The sequence below is a fragment of the Salinivibrio kushneri genome, from assembly GCF_027286325.1.
GTDB classification, from domain to species: domain Bacteria; phylum Pseudomonadota; class Gammaproteobacteria; order Enterobacterales; family Vibrionaceae; genus Salinivibrio; species Salinivibrio kushneri_A.
In genome coordinates, this window is the sequence record NZ_CP114588.1 from 924,852 (window position 1) to 949,357 (window position 24,506).

The window sequence follows — 24,506 nt, forward strand, 5'->3', positions numbered from 1 at the left end:
GGCATCCGAACTTTGATAACGTGACACTAACTTGACACAAAACGCCCAGTTTGCCGCTGGGCGTTTTTATTGGTTGTTTCCCCCCTGCTTTCGCGCAAAAAAGTAACAAATAGGCCTGCACCGCGATGACAATGACAACAACGGGTTGAGTCGCAGCGCGGAATAGGAGATCATAGTGCCTATGTAGCTTTAAAATTCGCATTTTTGATACGAGGTAACCTTGATGAGTGATGCTGAAGCTCGTCCCACTAACTTTATTCGCCAAATCATTGATAAAGACTTGGCGGAAGGGAAACACACAGCGATCGTGACACGTTTCCCACCTGAGCCGAATGGCTATTTGCACATCGGCCATGCAAAATCAATTTGTTTGAACTTCGGGATCGCACAAGACTATCAGGGTGAATGTAACCTGCGTTTTGATGATACCAACCCAGAAAAAGAAAACGTGGAATACGTTGAGTCTATCAAGCGAGACGTGCAATGGTTAGGCTTTGATTGGGCAGGAGAGGTGCGTTACTCCTCAAACTACTTTGATAAGCTTTATGCTTACGCGGTTGAACTGATTGAAAAAGGGCTAGCGTACGTCGAAGAGCTGACGCCCGATGAGATCAGAGAGTATCGTGGCACATTGACTGAGCCTGGCAAGCACAGCCCTTATCGCGAACGTTCTGTTGAAGAGAACTTAGCATTGTTTGAAAAAATGCGTGCTGGTGAGTTTGCAGAAGGTAAAGCCTGTTTGCGTGCCAAAATCGATATGGCGTCGCCCTTTATGGTGATGCGTGATCCGGTTTTATATCGCGTGCGTTTTGCGCATCATCACCAGACTGGGGATAAGTGGTGCATTTACCCAATGTATGACTTTACCCACTGCATCTCGGATGCACTGGAAGGAATTACCCATTCTCTGTGTACCCTCGAATTTCAAGATAACCGACGCCTATACGATTGGGTATTGGAAAACATCACCATCGACTGCACACCGCGCCAATATGAGTTCAGCCGCTTAAATCTCGAGTATACCGTGATGTCCAAGCGTAAGCTGAACCAACTGGTGGAAGAGCAATTAGTGAACGGTTGGGATGATCCGCGTATGCTGACCATTTCAGGCTTGCGTCGCCGTGGTTACACGCCTGCCTCTATTCGTGAATTTTGCCAGCGTATTGGTGTGACCAAGCAAGATAACACCATTGAAATGAGTGCACTTGAGTCTTGTGTACGCGATGACTTGAACGAAAATGCACCGCGTGCAATGGCAGTGCTCGATCCGATTAAACTGGTGATTGAAAACAAAGCTGATGACGTTGAGTGGCTAGATGCACCAAATCATCCAAACCAGCCAGAGATGGGGACGCGCCAAGTGCCATTCTCGCGCGAGATCTGGATTGAGCGCGAAGATTTCCGTGAATCAGCTAACAAGAAGTACAAACGATTGGTGCTGGACAAGGAAGTGCGTTTGCGCAATGCCTATGTGGTTAAAGCTGAACGTTGTGAGAAAGATGATGAAGGCAATATTACCACAGTGTATTGCAGCTATGATCCAGACACTCTCGGTAAGGATCCTGCCGATGGGCGTAAAGTAAAAGGGGTGATCCATTGGGTCTCTGCTGCTGAGGCGTTACCCGCTGAATTCCGTTTGTATGACCGCTTATTCACGGTGCCGAATCCGGCCAGCGCGGACAATTTCGCGGAAACCATCAACCCTGAGTCTCTACAGGTCCAACATGGCTATGTCGAACCAAGTATGCAGCATGCACCGGTAGAAAAGGGCTATCAGTTTGAGCGTACAGGCTATTTTTGTGCAGATAGCAAAGACAGCTGTCCTGACTCACTGGTTTTCAACCGGACGGTGAGCTTGCGTGATACCTGGGCGAAGATAGAAGGTAAATAATAAAAAGCCGGCGTGATGAGCACGCCGGCTTTTTTAGATCGTTCTCACTGAATTAATCAGCGTTATGAATGGATGGGTCGGCTTTGCAATCGCCTTCCTTACAGTGACCATACAAATACAAACTATGGTTTGTCAGTTGCACATTAAAGCGTGCGGCGATTTCTTTCTGACGCTCTTCAATCAAATCATCAGAAAATTCAATCACTTTACCGCAGTCAAGGCAGACTAAATGGTCATGATGATGCTGTGTCGCCAATTCAAATACGGACTTTCCGCCTTCAAAGTGGTGACGCGTGACAATGCCTGCATCGTCAAATTGGTTCAGTACGCGGTACACGGTTGCTAGGCCAATTTCTTCACCTAGGTCGATTAATTTCTTATACAGGTCTTCGGCACTGATGTGCTGGCAATCTGGCTGTTGCAGCACTTCTAGGATCTTGAGCCGTGGGAGGGTGACTTTGAGCCCAGCTTGCTTCAACGCCTGGTTATTGTCTGACATGTGTATCTACCTGTTTTCTGCCTGAGTTAAGACAGTTGGATTAGCAAGGAAAATATTTTATAAGCCTATCAAAATTGCACCGCTCTCGCTACTCTCGACACGCTTTGTTAGGGGGAATTTTGATCATTTGTGGTTGCATCAATGTTTACTAGATGTGAATATTGCCTGGTTAGACCAGATAAGGATGTCAACTTACATGTATCGCTTCTACAAACCACGTATTGTTAAGTGGGCACTTAACAGCTGGCCACCTTTTTGGGGCGCAGGGATCCATATTGACGCCATTAGCCAGGATTTTAAATGCGTCAACATGCGCTTGAAGCTCCGCTGGTGGAATAAAAATGCCAATCGTACCCAGTATGGCGGTAGCATCTTCTCTTTAACCGATCCTGTTTATGCGCTCATGTTAATGGGTATTCTCGGTCCCCAGTACCATGTTTGGGACAAGCAAGCAGATATCAATTTTATTAAGCCGGGAACGACGGACTTGTACGCAGATTTCGTGATCAGTGATGCGGTATTAACCGATATTCAACAACAAGCAGGACGAGGCGATAAGGTGCTGCCTGAGTTTGTTGTCCACGTCAAAGACGCGCATGGCGAGGTGGTTGCTGAAGTAAGGCGTACACTTTATGTGAGAAAAAAACGCCAGTATCGAGATATAGCCAGCAAACAAGCCGCATGATCGGCTCGTTGTGCGCCGGTTAGATAAAAAACGCCAAGGTTGAGTACCCTTGGCGTTTGATAAGCCAGACTTAGTCTTCAAGCTCTGCTAGACACATTTCTTCGTAAACTTGTTTCACCCACTTGCTCACACGCTCGTCGGTCAGTTCAGGCTGGCGATCTTCATCCACACACAAGCCAACAAAATGGTTGTCATCAACCAATGCTTGTGAGGCTTCAAATTCATACCCCTCCGTTGGCCAATGACCAATGATGGTAGCGCCTTTCGCTTCAATGATGTCGCGGACGGTGCCCATGGCATCACAGAAGTATTCTGCGTAATCTTCCTGGTCGCCACAGCCGAAAATAGCCACGAGTTTTGTTGAGAAGTCAATTTGCTCTAACTCTGGGAAAAAGTCATCCCAGTCGCACTGTGCTTCACCGTAATACCATGTTGGAATACCGATCAGCAGCAAATCAAAGTTATCAATATCTTCTTTGCTGCTCTTCGCGATATCCTGCACGTGAACCATTTGCTTGCCTAACTGCTTTTGAATGGTTTTTGCAATTGCTTCCGTGTTTCCCGTGTCACTACCAAAGAAGAGACCTACACTCGCCATATAAAAAACACCCGTTTTGTCAGTGGGTTGCTGTTTGCAACTAACTCGAATTAAAGAAAAAGCGTCGCTTTTTCAAACCTATATGATTAACCAGTGACTTCAGTGCTAGGGTTAGCCGATGCCGACCCCTTCCCAAACCAACTGAATCACACCTTTTACGATAAAGCCGACACAGCCTAGTGTGAGCACAAACCAGACGATCCGTCGGCCGAATACTGGCACATTGCCCTCACGTAACACGTCTTTAATTGCCATGCCGATAAAAAAGAAAATCGCGGCGAAGACGAGATCTAGACCTATTTTCTCGAGCAATTGAAAGTGCTCGTAAAGCATGCGTGCCTCCATTGAGCACCGACTTATGCGGCGCAATATACCACAAGGGTCACTTAACTGTTAACGCTCGCTCGGCATTAAAAAACGTTCTATGACGCTGGCAACCACCGCCGGTTTTTCAGCATGTAGCCAATGACCCGTGCCTGCCACCATATGCGCTTTTGAATGAGGAAACTGAGCGACAATGGCCTCGCGGTGGTCTGGCAGAATGTATTCAGAGTTCTGCCCTTTGACAAACAGAGTTGGGCCCGAATACTGGCCAAACTCTGTCCATCCCATGATGTCACGATAGCCGTGATAAAGATTATCAATATTGAAGCGCCAGGCGTAGTGACCGTGATCGGTTTTATAGAGTGATTTCAATAAAAATTGGCTCACGCCTGGATTTTCGATCGATTCATTCATAATGGTTTGCGCTTGTTGGCGGCTTTCCAGTGTCACCCTTTGTGTCTGATGCAATGCCTTGAAAACATTGTCATGGCGATTAACTTGATAATCGACTGGGGCAATATCCATCACTACTAATTGTTCTACGCGCTTAGGGAAACGCTGAGCGACGGCCATAGCCACTTTACCACCCATTGAGTGACCGACGATGATGGCTGACTCAAGCTGTTGTGCATCCATCCATGCGACCACGGCATCAGACTGGCTTTGATAATCTGTGCACTCTGTATGATAGGATCGACCATGGTTAGGTAGATCAATTTGGTAGACACAAAAATGATCGGCCAGTGTCTTTGCTAGCCCGCCTAAATTATCGAGATCACCGAATAAACCGTGGATCAATACGAGCGGTGAGCCCTCACCGCGAGACTTTCCGTTTAACAACACGTTGCTTTTCTCTCAGATTACTGGCTTTAACGTAGAGTATACCTATCTATCTCTGTATAATCGCCCCGTTAAACGATAAACAGGACGCGATGAAAAACAATGAAGACGATAGAGGTTGACGACGATCTATACCGGTATATTGCCAGCCAAACTCAGCATATTGGCGAAAGCGCATCAGACATCCTGCGTCGCTTACTGCTGTCGGACTCGGCACCGCAGCCAACTCAGGCTGCGCCGACGACGCCCTCTCGTTCTAGCGGTATTGTTGTCAGTAAAGATGCTGGGCGCAGTGCGTCCGTCGATCGTGTCAAAGCGATGCGAACGTTATTGATTTCAGATGAGTTTGCGGCCCAAGAACGAGCGATTGGCCGCTTTATGCTGATCCTCACCACCTTATACCGTGTTGACCAACAAGGATTCGCAGATGGTATGGCGCTAAAAGGGCGAACCCGTCTGTATTTTGCCGATAATCCACAAACCTTATTAGAAAGCGGCAAAACCACCAAACCCAAGCAGATTCCAGACACCCCTTTTTGGGTCATCACCAACACGAATACTGGCCGTAAGCGTCAGATGGTGGAGCAGCTTATGGAAAAAATGCAGTTCCCGAGTGATTTGACTGAGAAGGTTGTGAACGCGATTTAATCTATGCCACTCATGGGAGAAGAGAATTATGGCAGTGCATCCTCAAGCCGGACAGCGCGCGAATCCGCAAGATTTGTGTGATATCCCGGCGCTTGTGACGCGTTTTTTCCAGGCTCAACCACGTCCAGGTCATCCGTCGCAACGTGTTGCGTTTGGGACGTCAGGACACCGTGGAAGCGCGTTGAACACCACGTTTAACCGCGATCATATTTTGGCGATTGCACAAGCAATTTGTGATGAGCGCAGCGCGCGCGGCATTTCTGGCCCTGTCTTTGTGGGAAAAGACACTCATGCGCTTTCCGAACCCGCCTTCGGTGCCGTGGTTGAAGTATTGACGGCCAATCAGGTACAGGTTATTGCGCAAGCCGATCAGGGCTATACGCCAACACCGGGCATTTCCCAACAAATTCTGGCTTATAACCGTGATCATGCAGAGCAAGCGGATGGGATTGTGATCACCCCTTCACATAACCCGCCGCAAGATGGTGGCATCAAGTACAATCCACCTCATGGTGGTCCAGCAGAAGGGGCCATCACAAAATCGATTGAATCACGCGCCAACGACTATATTGATGCTGGCTTAGAAGGCGTTCAACGATGGACTATCGACGAAGCACGGGTAAGCGCTTACTACCAGGAGCAAGACTTAGTGACTCCTTATGTCGCAGGGCTGGAGCGTGTCGTTGATATCAAGACCATTCAAGCGGCAGGCTTAAAACTTGCCGTCGACCCTTTGGGGGGCGCAGGGATCCGCTATTGGCAGCAAATTGCCGCGCATTATCAACTCGATATAACCCTGATTAATGACCATATCGACCCAACGTTTGGCTTTATGCCTCGCGATGGTGACGGCGTAATTCGTATGGATTGCTCGTCGGCATACGCAATGGCTGGACTACTGGCGTACAAAGATGATTATGATTTGGCATTTGGTAATGATCCAGATTTTGATCGTCACGGCATTGTGACCCCAGCTGGCTTGATGAACCCGAATCACTATTTAGCGGTGTGCATTGATTATTTATTCCGCCACCGTCCGCAATGGTCAGCCGATTTAGGCGTGGGTAAGACCCTCGTATCCAGTGCGATCATTGATAAGGTGGTTGGCGACCTCGCTCGCCCGCTGGTTGAAGTGCCTGTCGGTTTTAAATGGTTTGTGCCCGGCTTGAGTGAAGGAACGCTTGGCTTTGGCGGGGAAGAAAGTGCCGGTGCTTCATTCTTAACCTTTGATGGTAAACCTTGGTCAACGGATAAAGATGGCATTATTCTCTGCTTATTGGCTGCTGAGATCTTGGCAGTAACGGGACTGACGCCTCAAGCCTATTACCAGAAACTTGCCGACAAGCACGGTGATCCGGCGTATAACCGTTTACAAGCCATTGCTAACGCTGAGCAAAAACAGGTGCTCAGTGAGCTAAGCCCAGAGATGGTGACAGCGGAGACCTTGGCCGGTGATACCATTACCGCCAAACTGACCCACGCACCGGGCAACGGCGCTGCCGTCGGTGGTTTGAAAGTCGTCACTGAATTTGGTTGGTTCGCGGCGCGCCCATCAGGGACAGAAGATATCTATAAAATCTACTGTGAAAGCTTTAAAGGCGATGAGCATTTGCGTTTGATTGAACAAGAAGCGCAACAAATAGTTGATCGTGTGTTCAATGAGCAAGGTGTTTAGCTAACCGCCTTTGTGTTTCGTGCTAAAAACGCGCACTGGTAAAGTGCGCGTTTTTTTATTGGCGAGAAGGCAAGGGCGGCACATTGGCGGGCCAATCGCTGGGTACCACGAACCAAGGGGTGAGTGAATCATCTAGCAAGTGACAGGTGCGAGACAGCCCCTGAAGTGAAGCGCGCTCTAGCTTGGGTAGATCCGCAAAGGCAGGCAGTGATAGCCATTGATCGCGCGCCAATACGGCAAATTCCCTGTCTGTTGGTAATGCATCTGGCCAACACCACCATCCCCCAATGCTGTCATGATTGACGGGTGGCCAGTCTGGTAGGGGCTGCTCGCTGTGATAATGGCGGTACAACCTTCCTTGCACCATCAAACGCTTCTTACTCGGTTGCCAGTGTGGGTATTGCTGGCAAAAGCTTGGGTGGCTGGACAAGGCCAATTGGTGGTCAAGCATTCGCGCCACTTTAATATCCAACGCATCCTTGGCATTGGGGCCTAACCAACGGTTGTCATAGGCAAGGTAGAATTTTACCGCTACCTCCCAGTGCTCTAGTTGCCCCTGATATCTGACTAAAAAATCGATGGCACCTCGCGTCTTGCCGGCTTCATTAATCTGGATTTCCTCAGCTTCTAGTGCCAAATGAGGGTGACAATCAATGAGCTGATTGAGCAGCCACTGATAGTAAAAGCCGATACGGCTTGGACCCGTATAGGCTGCGGGAGATGGCAGTAATGTGGGTTGCCAAAGGTGATGAGGCACAACTGGGAAGCGCTTATCGCTGAGCAGTGAAAACTGATTTTGTAACCAACTAAAATCGGCGTTGATTTGGGACGGGTTACTAAATAGGGGATAGGCGTCATTCATGATGTAATTTTATTACCTTGTTAAGGGCATGTTAAATCTATTATTGATGGTTTTTGATTAAAAAACCATCAATAATGTAGTAAAAAAACAAAACGGATGGTACACTACGCGCATGCTAGCAAACTGGTCAGATGAGTGAGGTTGATTATGTATACTCCGTTCGATAAAACCCGTGTTGTATTGCGCCGCTGCGCGGTTGTGATCGCGGGCATCACTTGCCTGCCAACGCTGATTGTGCCGCCCATGGCCTCGCGTATATATAGCCATTTACATCAAGTCTGGCTTAAAGACAGCACCAAGCCAGTCTGGTTAGCTGAGTCTGAAAAAGCCGGCGGGTTTTTCTAATCCGCACCTGGTTAGTGGCCCACACATCCATAGAACAAATACGTGATATTCAGTAAGCGGTGAGACGCGGTCTCACCGCTTTTTTTATGTTTGCTTGTCAGGTTACACTGTTGCCATTGTCTCGCAAGTGAATGTGAATGCTATGAATAACTTTGAACTGGAAGCATTGCTCAACGCCGAACTAAAACCTGATCGCATCAAAGACTACAGTCCGAATGGCTTACAGGTGCAAGGGCGTGATGAGATAAAAACGATCGTCACCGGGGTGACGGCCTGCCAAGATTTGATTGAGGCTGCCATCGCGCAGCAAGCGGATGCTATTCTCGTGCATCATGGTTATTTTTGGCGAGGTGAGCCACAAACGATCCGCGGGATGAAATATCAACGGATCAAGAAGTTGATTGAACACGGCATCAATCTATACGGTTATCACTTGCCGTTGGATATTCATCCGACGCTGGGTAACAATGCGCAGCTTGCCAAGCGTTTAGGCATTGAGCTGCTTGGGGGACTGGAGCCTGACAATCCGGTCTCTATTCCTGTTTACGGAAAGCTTTCAGCACCCATGACGTTGGCGCAGTTTGAGCAACAAGTGGCCACGGTGCTTAACCGGGCGCCCCTTGTGATTGACGGTGGGCAGCAAACGCGGATTGAGACCGTGGGGCTTTGTACCGGTGGCGCGCAAGATTTTATCGACTTGGCTGCCTCTCAAGGTATGGATGCGTATTTATCAGGTGAAGTGTCTGAGCGTACGACGTTCTCTGCTCGCGAGCAAGGCGTGCATTACATCGCTGCAGGGCATCATGCAACTGAACGGTATGGTGTGAAAGCCTTGGGTGAGTGGCTGGCAGACCAGCATGGCTTCAATGTGCACTTTGTTGATATAGACAACCCGGTTTAACTCTCTGGTTGAGCGCCTCCCCCCAGACTGTAATGATCATAAAAAAGCCGCCTTATGGCGGCTTTATTGTATGAAATTCGCGCTTTAGCTGCGCTCATCCATTGGGGTAAATTCGCGTTGCGTATACCCAGTGTAAAGTTGACGCGGGCGTCCGATTCGCTTGTGCGGATCGGTATGCATCTCATTCCAGTGGGCAATCCAGCCTATGGTACGAGACATTGCAAAGATGACAGTAAACATCGATGTAGGGATCCCGATTGCTTTCAGGATAATGCCTGAATAGAAATCAACGTTCGGGTAAAGTTTCTTATCGATAAAGTAGTCATCTGACAGCGCGATACGCTCCAGCTCCATGGCCACATCCAGTAATGGGTCTTGGATTTGTAACTCGTTAAGCACTTCATGGCAGGCTTCACGCATTACTGTCGCACGAGGGTCGTAGTTTTTGTAGACACGATGACCAAAGCCCATCAGACGGAATGGATCGTCTTTATCTTTTGCGCGAGCAATATACTCAGGAATGTTATCAACATGCCCAATTTGCTCAAACATGCGCAAGCACGCTTCGTTCGCGCCACCATGCGCAGGCCCCCATAGCGAGGCGATCCCAGCCGCAATACAAGCAAATGGGTTAGCACCTGAAGAGCCCGCCAGACGTACCGTCGATGTTGATGCGTTTTGTTCATGGTCTGCATGCAGGGTAAAGATCTTATCCATTGCACGCGCGACCACTGGGTTCACTTCATATTCTTCACACGGAGTGGCGAACATCATATGAAGGAAGTTTTCTGCGTAATCAAGGTCATTACGTGGGTAGATAAATGGCTGTCCGATTGAGTACTTGTAACACATTGCAGCCAGTGTCGGCATTTTCGACAACAGACGGAACGCCGTGATTTCGCGGTGCTGGTCGTTGTTGATGTCGAGAGAGTCGTGATAGAACGCGGCCAGTGCACCTACAACCCCGACCATAACGGCCATTGGGTGCGCATCACGGCGGAAGCCGTGGAAGAAGCTCGCAATTTGCTCATGCACCATGGTGTGGCGCACGATCATTGAGCGAAACTCATCATATTGCTTTGTTGTAGGGACTTCACCGTAGAGCAGGATATAACAGACTTCTAAATAATCAGCGTTATTGGCAAGTTGATCTATCGGGTAACCGCGGTGCAGCAATACGCCGGCTGCGCCATCGATGTAGGTGATTTGCGAGTTGCATGAACCTGTTGCGACAAAACCAGGATCAAAGGTGAAATAGCCTTCGTTTACCAGCTGGCGCACATCAATGACTTCTGGACCGACGGTGCCCTCGATAATCGGCAGTTCGATTGGTGCTTTCCCTTCAATGTGTAGGGTAGCTTTCTTCTCTGCCATAACAATCTCCTTTGTTATTTTATAATCCCATCCAGGATACGGACTCGACCGTTGTACCGATCGACCCTAATGATGTCAATTTTTAACCTATCGATGTGTGCGTCAGTTAATAACTTATTTGCAATGCGAGTTAAATATCTGTTGTGAGATTCCGGTCAATTTTGTGCGTTTGTAATTGTCTGTTACGCCACGTATACTTTTTCGAGGTCTCTGGGCAAATCAGTATCCTAGGGCGTTTAGGGGCTCAAACACCTTTCCTAACTGACGTGATCCATTCGCCAAGAATTGCAGTTATAAGCAATAAGGTACATGAAGCGCGTTACGCAGATGTTGCAGGTCTTACGCTTTGAGTACTGAGGTTCAGAGAGTGTAATAACTATAAATGCTCAATGGAGCTGAGTGGGCAATATCGTGAAAGAAAGAAAGTCAAGACCCGTAAACCTCGACCTCCAGACGATTCGTTTTCCGATAACAGCGATTGCGTCTATATTGCATCGAGTGGCAGGTGTCATCACCTTTGTCTCGATCGCCATCCTCCTATGGCTGCTTAGCCTCTCTCTCTCTTCTCCTGATGGATTCCAATCCGCTGCTGCGATTGTCGATAGCTTTTTCGTCAAACTGATCCTTTGGGGTATTTTGACCGCGCTTGCTTATCACATTGTCGGTGGCATCCGTCACTTAATCCAAGACATGGGTTATTTTGAAGAGCTTGAGTCAGGCGCGCAAAGTGCGCAGGTTGCATTTGTTATCACCGGCGTATTGTCTGTGTTGGCGGGGGTTTTAGTATGGTAACGAAAAACATCTCATCGGTCGGGCGCAATGGCGTGCACGACTATGTGCTGATTCGCGCCACTGCGATTCTCATCACACTTTACACACTTTATATGGTCGGTTTTGCCGTTTTTGGCCCTGAGATTACGTATGCCTCATGGACAGCCTTTTTCGGCCAGACCAGTACCAAAGTCTTTACCATGTTAGCCCTGGTCTCCGTGCTGATTCACGGCTGGATCGGAATGTGGCAAGTATTGACTGACTATATTAAGCCAGCCTTGCTGCGTGGCATGTTGCAACTTGGCGTTGTGGCGATGCTACTGATCTACGTTTTCGCCGGTTTCTTTGTATTGTGGGGTGTGTAAGTGAGTATTCCAGTTCGCGAATTTGACGCAATTGTTATTGGCGCAGGCGGTGCAGGTATGCGCGCCGCACTGCAAATATCTGAGCAGGGCCTAACTTGTGCACTGTTATCGAAAGTGTTTCCAACCCGCTCCCACACCGTGTCTGCGCAGGGCGGTATTACGGTAGCACTGGGTAACTCGCACAAAGATAACTGGCAGTGGCACATGTACGACACGGTGAAAGGGTCAGACTACATTGGTGACCAAGACGCCATTGAGTACATGTGTAAAACGGGCCCGCAATCAGTGATTGAGCTAGAGAAGATGGGGTTACCTTTTTCTCGGTTTGAGAATGGGTCCATTTATCAGCGTCCGTTTGGCGGCCAGTCTAAAGAGTTTGGTGGCGAGCAAGCTGCACGCACCGCGGCGGCGGCTGACCGAACCGGGCACGCACTGCTGCACACCTTGTATCAGCAAAATATTAAAAACAAGACCACCATCTTCTCTGAATGGTATGCGCTTGACTTGGTGAAAAACCAAGACGGTGTGATTGTTGGTGCGACCGCCATGTGTATGGAAACGGGCGAGATTTGCTACTTTAAGTCTAAGGCAACTGTGCTGGCGACAGGGGGAGCGGGTCGTATCTATCAGTCAACCACCAATGCTCACATCAATACCGGTGATGGCGTGGGTATGGCGCTGCGCGCCGGCGTGCCCATGCAAGACATGGAAATGTGGCAATTCCACCCCACAGGCATTGCTGGAGCGGGCGTATTGGTCACAGAAGGTTGCCGTGGCGAAGGCGGTTATCTGCTCAATAAAGATGGTGAGCGCTTTATGGAGCGTTACGCCCCCAATGTAAAAGATTTGGCAGGGCGTGACGTGGTGGCGCGTTCGATGATGATCGAGATTCGAGAAGGGCGTGGCTGTGACGGCCCATGGGGTCCACACCTCAAACTGAAGCTCGATCACCTTGGCAAAGATGTGCTCGAGTCTCGTCTACCCGGTATCCTTGACTTGTCGCGTACCTTTGCGCACGTCGATCCTATCAAAGAACCGATTCCGGTGATCCCAACCTGTCACTACATGATGGGGGGCATTCCAACACAAGTGTCTGGCCAAGCAATCAAGCAAGACCCGCTCGGCAATGACATTGAAGTACAAGGTTTGTTTGCCTGTGGCGAGATTGCGAGTGTTTCTGTTCACGGTGCCAACCGCTTGGGCGGCAACTCATTGCTCGACTTGGTTGTGTTTGGACGCGCGACCGGCCTGCATCTTGGCGAGACACTCGCTGCGCAGGTAGAAGCGCGCGATGCGAGCGAGTCAGATATTGAGGCGTCACTGGCGCGTGTTAATCGTTGGAATAGCACCCAGCAGGGTGAAGACCCGGTTGAGATCCGCAAAGATTTGCAGGCTTGTATGCAAGAAAACTTCTCTGTGTTCCGAGAAGGCGAGGCGATGGAAAAAGGACTGAAAGAGCTGAAGGAAATTCGTGAACGCCTTAAGTCGGCGCGTCTTGATGACACGTCAACCGAGTTCAACACCCAGCGTGTCGAATGTTTGGAGCTGGAGAATTTGATGGAAACCGCATACTCAACAGCGGTATCAGCTCATTATCGTACTGAAAGTCGTGGCGCACATGCGCGTTTCGACTACCAAGATCGCGATGATGAGAACTGGCTATGCCACTCCATCTATAACCCAGAAACCGAAGCTATGTCGAAGCGCGACGTCAACATGGCGCCAGTGCACCGTGAGGCTTTCCCACCGAAAGTCCGCAGTTACTAAGGGGGTCGAGAACGATGAATGTTAAGTTTTCTATCTATCGCTACAACCCAGATGTAGACAATGCGCCATACATGAAAGACTACACGCTGGATGTGCCTGAAGGGTCTGACATGATGCTGCTGGATGCACTCATTCAGCTTAAAGAGCAGGATCCAACACTGGCTTTTCGTCGCTCGTGCCGCGAAGGTGTCTGTGGCTCTGATGGCGTCAACATGAACGGGAAAAATGGTCTTGCGTGTATTACGCCACTATCCTCACTGATGGATAAGTCGGAAATCGTGATTCGTCCATTACCAGGCTTACCGGTTGTGCGTGACCTCATTATCGATATGGGGCAGTTCTATGAGAACTATGAGCGCGTCAAACCTTACCTGATGAACGATGAAACGCCACCTTCGCGCGAGAACCTACAAGCGCCGGAAGATCGCGCTGAACTAGACGGTTTGTATGAGTGCATCATGTGTGCATGTTGTAGTACCGCATGTCCTTCATTTTGGTGGAACCCTGACAAATTTGTCGGCCCAGCCGGTTTGCTTGCTGCATATCGCTGGTTGGCGGATAGCCGTGATACAGCGACCGAAGAGCGGTTATCTGATCTAGACGACGCTTTTAGTGTCTTCCGTTGCCACGGGATCATGAACTGTGTCAGTGTATGTCCAAAGGGACTGAACCCAACTAAGGCAATTGGGCACATCAAGTCTATGCTGATTCAGCGCGGCGTTTAAAACGCACAACCAATAACGTAGATAAAAATGCCCCGTCCTCGGACGGGGCTTAATAACAGGTAACCCGGCCTCAGACCGGTGTTTGGATAAATAACTAGTGGTTAAGGGATAACAATGCAAAATGGCGTGATGAAGGCTTGGATAGAGTCTTCTCATTTGGCTGGCGCCAATGCAACGTACGTAGAAGATCTCTACGAAATGTACCTCAGTGACCCGGAGTTAGTTGATCAAGAATGGAGAGCGGTCTTCGACCAGCTACCAGTGGTGAGTGACACCGCGGTAGAACAACCCCACTCTCGTGTTCGTGATTACTTTCGACGCTTAGCTACCGATACATCGCGTGCAAGTGCTTCAGTCAATGATCCAGACGTAGACGCGAAACAAGTTAAAGTTCTCCAACTTATCAATGCTTTCCGTTTCCGCGGCCACCAACAGGCCAGCCTAGATCCTCTCGGATTATGGAAACGTAAACCTGTACCTGATCTGTCGCCTGCTTTTCACTCTCTCAATGAGCAGGATTTCAACGAAACCTTCAATGTCGGCTCATTTGCGATTGGCAAAGACAGTATGCAATTGGGTGAGCTGTATGATGCACTGGAAAAGACCTACTGTGGGTCTATCGGTGCTGAATACATGCACATCACCGATACCGAAGAAAAACGTTGGATCCAAGGTCGTTTGGAGTCTGTGGTTGGTCAGCCGCAGTTTACCGAGCAAGAGAAACTGACCTTTTTGGAAGAGCTGACAGCGGCCGAGGGGCTTGAGCGCTATCTGGGCGCCAAGTTCCCAGGTGCCAAGCGATTCTCTCTTGAAGGTGGGGACTCTCTGATCCCGATGCTCAAAGAGCTGATTCGCCACGCAGGTAGCGAAGGCGCAAGAGAAGTAGTTGTGGGGATGGCTCACCGTGGCCGCCTCAACGTGCTGGTTAATGTGCTAGGTAAAAAACCTTCTGAGCTGTTCGATGAGTTTGCGGGTAAGCAAGACGAGAGTTGGGGCACTGGCGATGTGAAGTATCACCAGGGTTTTTCATCTGACTTCGCGACACCGGGCGGTGATGTGCATCTTGCCTTGGCGTTTAACCCATCGCACCTTGAAATTGTCAATCCAGTGGTGATGGGGTCAGTACGTGCTCGTCAAGACCGTTTGGAAGATAATACAGGGTCAAGTGTGCTGCCGATCACCATTCATGGTGATGCCTCTATTGCGGGCCAAGGGGTGGTTCAAGAGACCTTTAATATGTCTCAGGCGCGAGGCTTCCAAGTCGGCGGCACCGTGCGCATCGTGGTCAATAACCAAATCGGTTTTACCACGTCAAACCCAGCTGACTCGCGCTCGACGCAATACTGTACTGACATCGCCAAGATGGTGCAGGCACCGATTTTCCATGTGAATGCGGACGATCCTGAGGCGGTTGCCTTTGTATCGCGCTTGGCGCTCGATTTTCGCAATGAGTTTAAGCGTGATGTGGTCATTGACTTGGTTTGTTACCGTCGCCACGGCCACAACGAAGCGGATGAGCCCAACGCGACTCAGCCGATGATGTACCAAAAGATCAAAAAGCATCCTACTCCGCGTAAGCTTTATGCCGATGTACTGGATCAACAAGGCGTTGCGAACCTCGAAAAAGCCACTGAGATGATCAATGAGTATCGTGATCTTCTTGATAGTGGTGAGTGTGTGGTGAAAGAGTGGCGCCCAATGGTGTTACATTCTGTCGACTGGACGCCCTATCTAGGCCACGATTGGACGGTAGAGTGGGCGAATAAGTTCGATGCGAAGCGCCTGAAAGAGCTGGGCCATCGCATTTGCCAGTTGCCGGATAGCCATAAACTCCACAGCCGTGTTGCCAAGCTCTACAAAGATCGCAAAGCGATGGTAGAAGGCGAAAAGATGGTTGATTGGGGGATGGCAGAAACCTTGGCTTATGCCACCTTGGTTGATGATGGCAAACGTATCCGCATTACCGGTCAAGACTCAGGCCGCGGCACCTTCTTCCACCGTCATGCGGTGCTTCACAACCAAGAAGATGGCAGCACGTATTTGCCACTTGCGAATATCCATGACAAACAAGGACCATTCGAGATCTTCGATTCCGTATTATCGGAAGAAGCGGTACTGGCGTTTGAGTACGGCTACGCCACCGCTGAGCCAGGCGGTTTAACCGTGTGGGAAGCACAATTTGGTGACTTCGGCAATGGTGCGCAAGTGGTGATTGATCAGTTCATCAGCTCTGGTGAACAAAAATGGCGCCGGATGTGCGGCCTGACCATGCTGTTGCCGCATGGCTATGAAGGGCAGGGCCCCGAGCACTCGTCAGCACGTTTAGAGCGATATCTGCAACTGTGTGCTGAGCAAAACATGCAAGTTGTGGTGCCTTCAAGCCCTGCGCAGGTTTATCACATGTTGCGCCGGCAAGTGGTGCGCCCCATGCGTCGTCCTTTGATCGTTATGTCACCAAAATCGCTGTTACGTCACCCGTTGTGTGTGTCTAACTTGGAAGATCTGACCGATGGTGACTTCATGCCTGCCATTGGCGAGATGGATGACCTTGAGCCAAGCAAAGTGAAACGCGTCGTGATGTGCTCGGGCAAAGTCTATTATGATTTGCTACAAGCACGCCGAGAGCAAGAAATTGATGATGTTGCCATTATCCGTATTGAGCAGCTTTATCCATTCCCTCTGGATGCGGTTAAAGACGCGATTGCGCCTTATAGCAATGCGAAAGACTTTGTTTGGTGCCAAGAAGAGCCACAAAACCAAGGGGCTTGGTACAGCAGCCAGCACAACTTCCGTGCAGCCTTACCCAAAGATGCCACGTTAACCTATGCCGGACGCTCGGCATCGGCATCACCAGCGGTAGGTTATATGTCTGTACACCAGAAACAACAAAAAGCGTTAGTTCAAGACGCTCTGACCCTAAAGTAAGAACTAGAACATTAAGGATAAATACGATATGACAATCGAAATTCTGGTTCCCGATTTACCCGAATCTGTGGCTGACGCAACCATTGCCACATGGCACAAACAGCCAGGTGACTCGGTAACCCGTGACGAAGTACTGGTTGATATTGAAACAGATAAGGTCGTGCTGGAAGTGCCTGCCCCCGCTGATGGGGTGCTGGAATCCATCATTGAAGATGAAGGGTCAACCGTATTAGCGAAACAAGCTATTGCGAAAATTAAAGAAGGTGCCGTCGCAGGCGAGCCAACCAAAGATGTCCCGGCGCAATCAGAGTCCTCACCGGACAAGCGTCATACGGCTTCTCTTGAGGAGGAGACGAATGATGCATTAAGCCCAGCCGTGCGCCGTCTGCTTGCGGAGCATGACCTCTCTGCTGACGCAGTGAAAGGCACAGGTGTGGGTGGACGCATCACGCGAGAAGATGTTGAAGCACACCTTAAGAGTCAGCCTGAGCAGGGTGAGCAAAAAGCACAAAGCCAAGATGTGCCACCCGTGGCTGAACGCGGTGAGAAGCGTGTGCCGATGACGCGCTTGCGTAAACGTGTTGCTGAGCGCTTGTTAGAGGCGAAAAATAGCACTGCGATGCTCACTACGTTCAATGAAGTGAATATGAAGCCCATCATGGATCTGCGCAAGCAATATCGTGACAGCTTCGAAGAGCGTCATGACATCCGCCTCGGCTTTATGTCTTTCTATGTGAAAGCGGTCGTAGAGGCCTTGAAACGTTACCCAGAGGTTAATGCGTCCATCGACGGTGATGACATCGTTTATCATAACTATTTCGATGTCAGCATGGCCGTATCCACACCGCGTGGTCTGGTGACGCCTGTGCTTCGCGACTGCGACAAACTAGGCTTTGCGGACATTGAAAAGGGCATTCGCGAGCTGGCGATCAAAGGTCGTGATGGGAAGCTTACCGTTGATGAACTGACAGGCGGTAACTTTACCCTAACTAATGGCGGTGTATTTGGCTCATTGATGTCAACACCGATCATTAACCCACCTCAAGCGGCCATTCTCGGCATGCACAAGATCCAAGACCGCCCGATGGCGGTGGATGGCAAGGTAGAAATCTTGCCGATGATGTACCTGGCGCTTTCTTATGATCACCGTTTGATTGACGGTCGTGAGTCAGTAGGCTTCTTGGTGACCATCAAAGAACTTCTAGAAGACCCAACACGTCTGCTTCTGGACGTTTAATGGCTTTCCCTCGTGTTGGCGGGGGCGGTCATTTTGAGGGGACGGAGGTCCCCTCATTTGGAAAGCACAAATACACAATAATGGACACTAACACGGATAGAACATCATGAATCTGCACGAATATCAGTCAAAGCAGCTGTTCGCTGAATATGGTCTACCAGTTTCAGAGGGCTATGCTTGCGATACTCCACAAGAAGCTGCTGAAGCAGCCGATAAAATTGGCGGAAACAAATGGGTAGTAAAATGCCAAGTCCACGCAGGTGGCCGTGGTAAAGCGGGTGGCGTAAAACTAGCCAACTCCAAAGAAGAAATCCGCGAGTTTGCGCAACAATGGCTAGGTAAAAACCTGGTTACCTTTCAAACCGACGAAAACGGTCAGCCAGTAAGCAAAATTTTGGTTGAATCATGCACGGATATTGCCAAAGAGCTTTATCTGGGTGCCGTTGTCGATCGCGGTTCTCGTCGTGTTGTCTTCATGGCGTCGACGGAAGGCGGTGTTGAAATCGAGAAGGTGGCGGAAGAAACCCCTGAGCTTATCCATAAAGCATCGATTGATCCGCTCGTTGGGCCTCAGCCATACCAAGGCCGTCAACTGGCGTTTAAGCTGGGTCTAGAAGGCGAACAAATCAAGCAGTTCACCAAGATCTTCGTTGGCATCGGCCAGTTGTTTTTGGACAAAGATGTTGCTCTGGTCGAAGTTAATCCGTTAGTGATCACTGACCAAGGCAACCTGCACTGTTTGGACGCTAAATTGGCGATTGATAGCAACGCTGTTTACCGCCAGCCAAAAGTTCGAGCAATGCATGACCCCAGCCAAGAAGACGAGCGTGAAGCGCACGCCGCACAGTGGGAACTCAACTATGTTGCGCTCGATGGCAATATTGGCTGCATGGTTAACGGTGCGGGCCTTGCAATGGGCACCATGGACATTGTTAATTTGCACGGTGGCAGTCCGGCCAACTTCCTCGATGTGGGTGGCGGCGCGACCAAAGAGCGTGTAACAGAAGCGTTTAAAATCATTCTGTCTGACAGCAACGTAAAGGCTGTCTTGGTGAATATCTTCGGCGGTATCGTGCGCTGCGACTTGATCGCAGATGGCATTATTGGCGCAGTCGAAGAAGTTGGCGTTAAAGTTCCAGTGGTCGTCCGCCTCGAGGGAAATAATGCTGATGTAGGTGCCAAGAAACTGGCCGATAGTGGTTTGAATATCATTGCGGCAACATCGCTAACCGAAGCCGCTCAAAAAGTCGTTGCTGCCGCGGAGGGTAAATAACAATGTCAGTGCTGATTAATAAAGATACCAAAGTAATCTGCCAAGGGTTTACGGGTGGACAAGGTACCTTCCACTCAGAGCAAGCTATTGAGTATGGAACACAAATGGTCGGCGGTGTATCACCTGGTAAGGGCGGTACCACGCATCTAGGTTTGCCTGTGTTCAACACGGTGGCTGAAGCGGTTGACGCAACTGGCGCGACGGCCTCGGTGATTTATGTGCCAGCGCCATTTTGTAAAGACGCTATCTTAGAAGCGATCGATGCGGGTATTGAGCTGATTGTATGTATTACGGAAGGTATCCCAACTCTGGATATGCTGGAAGTAAAAGTGAAGCTGGACCAAGCAGGCGTGCGTATGATTGGGCCTAACTGTCCAGGTGTTATCACGCCGGATGAGTCTAAAATCGGCATTATGCCGGGGCATATTCATCAGTCTGGCAAAGTGGGCATTGTGTCACGTTCAGGCACATTGACGTATGAAGCAGTCAAACAAACCACTGACGAAGGTTTTGGCCAATCTACTTGTGTTGGTATTGGTGGCGATCCTATTCCAGGGTCTAACTTTATCGACATTTTGGAGATGTTCGAAAAGGATCCATCGACAGAAGCGATCGTGATGATTGGTGAGATTGGGGGCACCGCTGAAGAAGAGGCGGCGGCTTATATCAAAGCCAATGTCACAAAACCCGTTGTGGCTTATATTGCGGGTGTGACCGCGCCTCCAGGTAAACGCATGGGGCACGCGGGGGCGATTATCTCAGGTGGTAAAGGGACCGCTGACGATAAATTTGCTGCCCTTGAAGCAGCGGGTGTCACGACGGTTAAAAGCCTGGCTGATATTGGTAAAGCATTGCGCGAGAAAACAAGCTGGTAAGCCAGACAAGGTAATCGCATAAACAAAAGCCGCTCATATGAGCGGCTTTTTGATATAAAAAACATATTAAGTGGTTAGGGCTTAGTGCGATCGATTCGGCAATAACTGCGCCAACATAAAGACACTGGCTGCCGCAACCACCACAGATGGGCCAGCGGGTGTATCATAAAACCAAGAGCCTGCCATGCCTAGCATCACCGCAGCCATCCCAATGAGGCTAGCAAACGAGGCCATTTGCTCTGGTGTTGAGGCGATGCGCCGTGCCGTTGCCGCGGGAATGATTAGCATAGAGGTAATAATTAATGCCCCGACAAATTTCATTGCCAGCGCAATGACCAAACCAATCAGTAGCATCAATAACAGCCGCAGTTTGTCTACTGCAATGCCTTCCACCTTGGCAAGCTCTTCGCTGACGGTCATCGATAGCAGTTGTTCCCAGTAGTACGCCAACAGGCCAAGTGTTAGGCAGGCACCGATCGCCAACCATGTAAGATCAGCAAACGAGACCGCCAACAGATCGCCAAACAAATAGGCCATCAGGTCGACGCGCATGTTATCTAAAAAGCTCACCGACACTAGCCCCAAAGATAGGGCACTGTGAGCCAATATGCCTAACAGGGTATCGGTTGAGACCAAGTGCTGACGCTGTAGTCCCACCAATAAAACCGCCAAGAGTAAGCAGGTGATCACAAGGGCGAGGTTTAAATCGATTTGCAACAGAAACCCTAACGCTAAACCGAGTAGTGAGGCGTGAGCCAGTGTGTCGCCAAAGTAGGCCATACGTCGCCAGACCACAAATGAGCCCAAAGGGCCGGCAATGGCAGCGATCAACAAGCCGCCCATAATAGGGGCCAATAAGAACTCAATCATGATGGTGCTCTTGGTGTTCGCAGCTTACAGGTTGCCCTGCAAGATCATGTTTATGATGATGGTGGTGATGGTAGAGCGCCAGTTGCTCACTGGTTTGACGACCAAACATCGCCACATAAGATGGGTGCTGCGAGATGGCATCGGGTTCACCCGAGCAGCAGACATGATGCTGCAAACAAATCACTTCATCAGTTTTGGCCATCACTAAATGCAAATCATGTGAGACCATGAGCACTGCGCAACCTAGGCTGTCACGTAGTTGACTAATCAGGCTATACATTTCTAGCTGACCACTGACATCGACGCCTTGCACTGGCTCATCCAGTACCAGGACATCTGGGTGCTTTAAAATAGCCCTTGCGAGCAACACGCGTTGGGTTTCACCGCCGGACAGGGTATGCATATTCGCATATTGTAAGGATTCGGCATTGACCGTTTGTAGGGCGTGGCTAATTTGTGCATTAGTATAGCGCGTTCCCAGACGAATAAAGCGATCAACCGTTAGTGGCAGAGTTTGATTTAACTGCAACTTCTGAGGCACATAACCGATTTTTACGTCTCGGGCTATTTGTACTGTGCCGGCGCTCGGCTTAACTAAACCGATCAGTGCTTTAACAAGCGTCGATTTCCCTGCGCCATTGGGGCCGATTAGCGTGGTGATTTGCCCACGCTTTAGTTGCATTGAAACCTTATCCAGCACATGGCGGCCATTGAAGGTCACCGTCACCGCATCGAGCGAGACTAGCGAATCAGTCATAGTGAAAAAAGCATTGTGAATTGGAATTGTTATATTATAACATTTATCGCCAATGAGAAAACATAAGAATGAGAGGAAAGATGACGGCGCGTATTATTGGGGTATTTATTGCACTACTATTGGCATTGCCCGCGCATGCCACGTCGGTAATGACATCGGTTAAGCCATTACAGCTGATCGCGGCTGGGCTTGTGACTCAAGACGACAGCGTGGATGTATTGTTGCCGCCGGGGGCGTCACCGCATAGCTATGCCCTAAAGCCATCGGACATACGCGGTTTAAATCAAGCGGATGTGACGATTTGGGTGGGACCCGAACTAGAGTTGTTTCTCTCCAAGCTTTTGGCGGATAAACCGTCGGTATTGACCTTGACGCAAGTCGAGAATATGCCTTTGCGCCATTTTGATGGTGGTCACCATCATCATGGACACGATCATGGCGAGCATAATATTGACCCGCACCTTTGGCTGGGGCCAGAAACGACTCGAGTGGCGGCACAAGCCATTACAGAGGCACTGATTGAAGCCGCTCCCGGTAAAGCAGAGCTATACCAGGCCAACCTGGCTCGCTTTAATGACAAGCTCGATCAAACCGTTGCCGAGATTCAGCAAGACCTCGCCACCCGTATTCAATCAGGATATTTCGTCTTTCATGATGCCTATGGTTATTTTGAGGATGCGTTTGGCCTCGAAAAAACGGGACATTTTACGGTTGATCCAAGTCAAAAGCCTGGGGCGAAAACCCTGGTGACGATTCGCCGAGGTTTGCTTAATCATGATGCGACCTGTATCTTCACTGAGCCGCAGTTTAATCCCGCACTGATTGATGCTGTGACACGACATAATGACGTCAATGTGCTTGCTTTGGATCCATTGGCGACATCAATTCCGGTAGCACCTGATAGCTATCAGGTGTTTTTAAAAGATTTAGGAAATCGTTTCACACGTTGTTTAAAGCATGAAACTACTGACTAACTGGCTCGCTGTGACAGCCAGACTTCCTCGCCAGCACAAGCTGGCCCTTGCGTCATTATCTCTTTTGGTTGGCGCTGCCCTGATGTGGCAGCCCCATCCTTTTTCTCCCAAAGAGCGGCAATCGTTGCCGGCGGTCAATCAACGCCAAGCACCGGCGACAGTGGATCACAGTGAACCGATTGAGCAAGGCATGGATGCAAACGATCCTGCCTTGAGTGTGCCTGAAGACGCGCTCGAGCAAGACATCACATCTGAGGCGCCGCGTGTCCATCACCACACCGTCGCGGCAGGGGATACACTCGGTGAGATCTTCTCACAGTATGGTCTCGCTATCGGCCAGCTCTACCAAATGCTGGATGTGAACGATAAAGCCGGCGATATTCGCCGCGGACAAAAAATGGAATGGCAAGTTGACGAAGAAGGTCGACTGCTGACGTTCACCGCTTATCAATCGATTAAATATCGCGACTATTACCAGTTCGAACAAGGCACTGTTGACTATCAGCGTTTGGAAACCAAAGGCGAGTTTGAGAGTGTGACTTTGATTGGACGGGTGAACAGTAGCTTTTATCAGCAGGCGCGCCAAGCTGGACTCACCCCTAATCAGATTCAAAATCTGGTCTCAGCACTACAGTGGCGGTTTGACTTCGGGCGTCAATCTCGTCGCGGCGACCAATTTGCGGTACAAGTAAACAGAGAGTTTATTGACAATAAACCCGTGTCATCGGGTAAGGTCACGGCCATGCTCTACAAATCGGGAGGTCGAGACATTTTTGTTTATCGCCATAATGATGGACGCTTTTATGATCAGAAAGGGCAAAGCCTTGACCGCGCGCTCCGTCGTTATCCTACCGCCAAGCGCTATCGTATTAGCTCATCGTTTAACCCACATCGTAAACACCCGATCACAGGGCGTATTTCACCGCACAATGGTACTGACTTCGCGACGCCAATCGGCACCTCAGTATTGGCTGCCGGTGATGGTGTTGTCGTCAAAGCGCGCAAACATCGGTTAGCGGGTAATTACGTGGTGATAAAGCATGGACGAGAGTATTCAACGCGATACTTACATTTAAACCGGATTTTAGTGAAGCCGGGCGATCATGTGTCGATGGGACAGAGAATCGGATTAAGTGGTAATACCGGTCGTTCGACAGGGCCTCATCTTCATTTTGAATTGCTCAAATATGGTCACCCGGTCAATGCGATGAAGGTGCCGCTGCCTGAAGCGCACCCTGTGCCTAGTGGTGAGCGTAATGCGTTCCAGCGTCAAGCTAAACGTGCACATCAGGCGTTGGCGCAGCGATTAAATGGGTAATGGGTAT

24 protein-coding genes are annotated in these 24,506 nt (G+C 49.7%); 16 read left to right on the plus strand and 8 right to left on the minus strand.

The genetic code is table 11. The annotated features are described in order from the left end of the window. The first annotated feature begins 223 nt into the window (after positions 1-223). Positions 224-1,891, plus strand: a complete 1,668-nt coding sequence (gene glnS, locus N8M53_RS04525; protein WP_269579631.1) for a glutamine--tRNA ligase — start codon at positions 224-226, stop codon at positions 1,889-1,891. A gap of 52 nt (positions 1,892-1,943) precedes the next feature. Here the strand turns inward: glnS and fcrX are convergent, their stop codons facing one another. Then, entirely contained in the window at positions 1,944-2,390 is a 447-nt protein-coding gene (fcrX, locus tag N8M53_RS04530) for a ferric iron uptake transcriptional regulator FcrX (protein ID WP_046073568.1), read from the minus strand. 196 nt (positions 2,391-2,586) lie between these two features. Between fcrX and N8M53_RS04535 the strand changes: the two genes are divergently transcribed. Then, positions 2,587-3,075 carry a DUF4442 domain-containing protein gene (locus N8M53_RS04535; RefSeq protein ID WP_077668325.1) on the plus strand — a complete coding sequence of 163 codons (489 nt, stop codon included), beginning with the start codon at positions 2,587-2,589 and terminating at the stop codon, positions 3,073-3,075. Positions 3,076-3,145: 70 nt separating this feature from the next. Here N8M53_RS04535 and fldA read toward each other — a convergent pair whose 3' ends face one another. The 3 genes from fldA to N8M53_RS04550 all read right to left on the minus strand — a co-directional run bounded on the left by fldA (position 3,146) and on the right by N8M53_RS04550 (position 4,840). After that, on the minus strand, positions 3,146-3,673 hold the full coding sequence (gene fldA, locus N8M53_RS04540) for a flavodoxin FldA (RefSeq protein WP_046073566.1): 528 nt from the start codon (positions 3,671-3,673) through the stop codon (positions 3,146-3,148). A gap of 111 nt (positions 3,674-3,784) precedes the next feature. Then, on the minus strand, positions 3,785-4,006 hold the full coding sequence (locus tag N8M53_RS04545) for a DUF2788 domain-containing protein (RefSeq protein WP_021022467.1): 222 nt from the start codon (positions 4,004-4,006) through the stop codon (positions 3,785-3,787). Between the two features lie 60 nt (positions 4,007-4,066). Then, a complete protein-coding gene (locus N8M53_RS04550) occupies positions 4,067-4,840 on the minus strand; it encodes an alpha/beta fold hydrolase (protein WP_269579632.1) in 774 nt (257 codons plus the stop codon). Positions 4,841-4,939: 99 nt separating this feature from the next. On the opposite strand from N8M53_RS04550, the gene seqA reads away from it, so the two are divergent. Beyond that, complete coding sequence (gene seqA / locus N8M53_RS04555) at positions 4,940-5,485, plus strand: replication initiation negative regulator SeqA (RefSeq protein WP_046073564.1); 546 nt, start codon at positions 4,940-4,942, stop codon at positions 5,483-5,485. Between the two features lie 28 nt (positions 5,486-5,513). After that, positions 5,514-7,160, plus strand: a complete 1,647-nt coding sequence (gene pgm, locus N8M53_RS04560) for a phosphoglucomutase (alpha-D-glucose-1,6-bisphosphate-dependent) (RefSeq protein ID WP_269579633.1) — start codon at positions 5,514-5,516, stop codon at positions 7,158-7,160. 55 nt (positions 7,161-7,215) lie between these two features. On the opposite strand, the gene N8M53_RS04565 is transcribed toward pgm, so the two are convergent. Then, positions 7,216-8,022 carry a DUF1853 family protein gene (locus tag N8M53_RS04565; RefSeq protein ID WP_269579634.1) on the minus strand — a complete coding sequence of 269 codons (807 nt, stop codon included), beginning with the start codon at positions 8,020-8,022 and terminating at the stop codon, positions 7,216-7,218. A 147-nt stretch (positions 8,023-8,169) separates the two neighbouring features. Here N8M53_RS04565 and N8M53_RS04570 point away from each other — a divergent pair, with 147 nt between their 5' ends. Together N8M53_RS04570 and N8M53_RS04575 are read left to right on the plus strand one after the other, a co-directional pair. Further along, entirely contained in the window at positions 8,170-8,367 is a 198-nt protein-coding gene (locus tag N8M53_RS04570) for a DUF2517 family protein (RefSeq protein WP_269579635.1), read from the plus strand. Between the two features lie 142 nt (positions 8,368-8,509). Continuing rightward, a complete protein-coding gene (locus tag N8M53_RS04575; protein ID WP_269579636.1) occupies positions 8,510-9,268 on the plus strand; it encodes a Nif3-like dinuclear metal center hexameric protein in 759 nt (252 codons plus the stop codon). Between the two features lie 84 nt (positions 9,269-9,352). On the opposite strand, the gene N8M53_RS04580 is transcribed toward N8M53_RS04575, so the two are convergent. Continuing rightward, positions 9,353-10,642: a citrate synthase gene (locus tag N8M53_RS04580; protein WP_269579637.1), complete on the minus strand. Its 1,290-nt coding sequence runs from the start codon at positions 10,640-10,642 to the stop codon at positions 9,353-9,355. A gap of 399 nt (positions 10,643-11,041) precedes the next feature. On the opposite strand from N8M53_RS04580, the gene sdhC reads away from it, so the two are divergent. The 8 genes from sdhC (at position 11,042) to sucD (ending at position 20,580) form a co-directional block, all read left to right on the plus strand. Next, positions 11,042-11,434, plus strand: coding sequence for a succinate dehydrogenase cytochrome b556 subunit (gene sdhC / locus N8M53_RS04585; RefSeq protein WP_046073558.1), 393 nt, complete (start codon positions 11,042-11,044; stop codon positions 11,432-11,434). Next, positions 11,428-11,778, plus strand: coding sequence for a succinate dehydrogenase, hydrophobic membrane anchor protein (sdhD, locus tag N8M53_RS04590; protein WP_046073557.1), 351 nt, complete (start codon positions 11,428-11,430; stop codon positions 11,776-11,778). The genes sdhC and sdhD overlap by 7 nt, the downstream gene beginning before the upstream one ends. Further along, positions 11,779-13,545, plus strand: a complete 1,767-nt coding sequence (sdhA, locus tag N8M53_RS04595) for a succinate dehydrogenase flavoprotein subunit (protein ID WP_069361411.1) — start codon at positions 11,779-11,781, stop codon at positions 13,543-13,545. A gap of 14 nt (positions 13,546-13,559) precedes the next feature. Beyond that, on the plus strand, positions 13,560-14,270 hold the full coding sequence (locus tag N8M53_RS04600; RefSeq protein WP_046073555.1) for a succinate dehydrogenase iron-sulfur subunit: 711 nt from the start codon (positions 13,560-13,562) through the stop codon (positions 14,268-14,270). A 114-nt stretch (positions 14,271-14,384) separates the two neighbouring features. Further along, on the plus strand, positions 14,385-17,195 hold the full coding sequence (sucA, locus tag N8M53_RS04605) for a 2-oxoglutarate dehydrogenase E1 component (protein WP_269579638.1): 2,811 nt from the start codon (positions 14,385-14,387) through the stop codon (positions 17,193-17,195). 28 nt (positions 17,196-17,223) lie between these two features. Continuing rightward, the gene (gene odhB / locus N8M53_RS04610; protein ID WP_269579639.1) at positions 17,224-18,432 is read left to right on the plus strand and encodes a 2-oxoglutarate dehydrogenase complex dihydrolipoyllysine-residue succinyltransferase; all 1,209 of its coding nucleotides are present in this window, start codon (positions 17,224-17,226) and stop codon (positions 18,430-18,432) included. A 106-nt stretch (positions 18,433-18,538) separates the two neighbouring features. Continuing rightward, positions 18,539-19,705: an ADP-forming succinate--CoA ligase subunit beta gene (sucC, locus tag N8M53_RS04615; RefSeq protein WP_077770930.1), complete on the plus strand. Its 1,167-nt coding sequence runs from the start codon at positions 18,539-18,541 to the stop codon at positions 19,703-19,705. A gap of 2 nt (positions 19,706-19,707) precedes the next feature. Then, a complete protein-coding gene (gene sucD, locus N8M53_RS04620) occupies positions 19,708-20,580 on the plus strand; it encodes a succinate--CoA ligase subunit alpha (RefSeq protein ID WP_269579640.1) in 873 nt (290 codons plus the stop codon). Positions 20,581-20,661: 81 nt separating this feature from the next. Here the strand turns inward: sucD and znuB are convergent, their stop codons facing one another. Both znuB and znuC read right to left on the minus strand, forming a co-directional pair. Further along, complete coding sequence (znuB, locus tag N8M53_RS04625) at positions 20,662-21,450, minus strand: zinc ABC transporter permease subunit ZnuB (protein WP_269579641.1); 789 nt, start codon at positions 21,448-21,450, stop codon at positions 20,662-20,664. After that, positions 21,443-22,207: a zinc ABC transporter ATP-binding protein ZnuC gene (gene znuC / locus N8M53_RS04630; protein ID WP_269579642.1), complete on the minus strand. Its 765-nt coding sequence runs from the start codon at positions 22,205-22,207 to the stop codon at positions 21,443-21,445. The genes znuB and znuC overlap by 8 nt, the downstream gene beginning before the upstream one ends. An 80-nt stretch (positions 22,208-22,287) precedes the next feature. Between znuC and znuA the strand changes: the two genes are divergently transcribed. Both znuA and mepM read left to right on the plus strand, forming a co-directional pair. Then, positions 22,288-23,181: a zinc ABC transporter substrate-binding protein ZnuA gene (znuA, locus tag N8M53_RS04635; RefSeq protein ID WP_269579643.1), complete on the plus strand. Its 894-nt coding sequence runs from the start codon at positions 22,288-22,290 to the stop codon at positions 23,179-23,181. Then, the gene (gene mepM, locus N8M53_RS04640; protein ID WP_269579644.1) at positions 23,165-24,499 is read left to right on the plus strand and encodes a murein DD-endopeptidase MepM; all 1,335 of its coding nucleotides are present in this window, start codon (positions 23,165-23,167) and stop codon (positions 24,497-24,499) included. The genes znuA and mepM overlap by 17 nt, the downstream gene beginning before the upstream one ends. The last annotated feature ends 7 nt before the right edge of the window (positions 24,500-24,506 follow it).

What these genes read in the sequence shown, in the direction of transcription:
- glnS (WP_269579631.1), top strand. Translation starts at nt 224, where the DNA reads ATGAGTGATGCTGAAGCTCGTCCCACTAACTTTATTCGCCAAATCATT.
- fcrX (WP_046073568.1), bottom strand. Translation starts at nt 2,390, where the DNA reads ATGTCAGACAATAACCAGGCGTTGAAGCAAGCTGGGCTCAAAGTCACC.
- N8M53_RS04535 (WP_077668325.1), top strand. Translation starts at nt 2,587, where the DNA reads ATGTATCGCTTCTACAAACCACGTATTGTTAAGTGGGCACTTAACAGC.
- fldA (WP_046073566.1), bottom strand. Translation starts at nt 3,673, where the DNA reads ATGGCGAGTGTAGGTCTCTTCTTTGGTAGTGACACGGGAAACACGGAA.
- N8M53_RS04545 (WP_021022467.1), bottom strand. Translation starts at nt 4,006, where the DNA reads ATGCTTTACGAGCACTTTCAATTGCTCGAGAAAATAGGTCTAGATCTC.
- seqA (WP_046073564.1), top strand. Translation starts at nt 4,940, where the DNA reads ATGAAGACGATAGAGGTTGACGACGATCTATACCGGTATATTGCCAGC.
- pgm (WP_269579633.1), top strand. Translation starts at nt 5,514, where the DNA reads ATGGCAGTGCATCCTCAAGCCGGACAGCGCGCGAATCCGCAAGATTTG.
- N8M53_RS04565 (WP_269579634.1), bottom strand. Translation starts at nt 8,022, where the DNA reads ATGAATGACGCCTATCCCCTATTTAGTAACCCGTCCCAAATCAACGCC.
- N8M53_RS04570 (WP_269579635.1), top strand. Translation starts at nt 8,170, where the DNA reads ATGTATACTCCGTTCGATAAAACCCGTGTTGTATTGCGCCGCTGCGCG.
- N8M53_RS04575 (WP_269579636.1), top strand. Translation starts at nt 8,510, where the DNA reads ATGAATAACTTTGAACTGGAAGCATTGCTCAACGCCGAACTAAAACCT.
- N8M53_RS04580 (WP_269579637.1), bottom strand. Translation starts at nt 10,642, where the DNA reads ATGGCAGAGAAGAAAGCTACCCTACACATTGAAGGGAAAGCACCAATC.
- sdhD (WP_046073557.1), top strand. Translation starts at nt 11,428, where the DNA reads ATGGTAACGAAAAACATCTCATCGGTCGGGCGCAATGGCGTGCACGAC.
- N8M53_RS04600 (WP_046073555.1), top strand. Translation starts at nt 13,560, where the DNA reads ATGAATGTTAAGTTTTCTATCTATCGCTACAACCCAGATGTAGACAAT.
- sucA (WP_269579638.1), top strand. Translation starts at nt 14,385, where the DNA reads ATGCAAAATGGCGTGATGAAGGCTTGGATAGAGTCTTCTCATTTGGCT.
- odhB (WP_269579639.1), top strand. Translation starts at nt 17,224, where the DNA reads ATGACAATCGAAATTCTGGTTCCCGATTTACCCGAATCTGTGGCTGAC.
- sucC (WP_077770930.1), top strand. Translation starts at nt 18,539, where the DNA reads ATGAATCTGCACGAATATCAGTCAAAGCAGCTGTTCGCTGAATATGGT.
- sucD (WP_269579640.1), top strand. Translation starts at nt 19,708, where the DNA reads ATGTCAGTGCTGATTAATAAAGATACCAAAGTAATCTGCCAAGGGTTT.
- znuB (WP_269579641.1), bottom strand. Translation starts at nt 21,450, where the DNA reads ATGATTGAGTTCTTATTGGCCCCTATTATGGGCGGCTTGTTGATCGCT.
- znuC (WP_269579642.1), bottom strand. Translation starts at nt 22,207, where the DNA reads ATGACTGATTCGCTAGTCTCGCTCGATGCGGTGACGGTGACCTTCAAT.
- znuA (WP_269579643.1), top strand. Translation starts at nt 22,288, where the DNA reads ATGACGGCGCGTATTATTGGGGTATTTATTGCACTACTATTGGCATTG.
- mepM (WP_269579644.1), top strand. Translation starts at nt 23,165, where the DNA reads ATGAAACTACTGACTAACTGGCTCGCTGTGACAGCCAGACTTCCTCGC.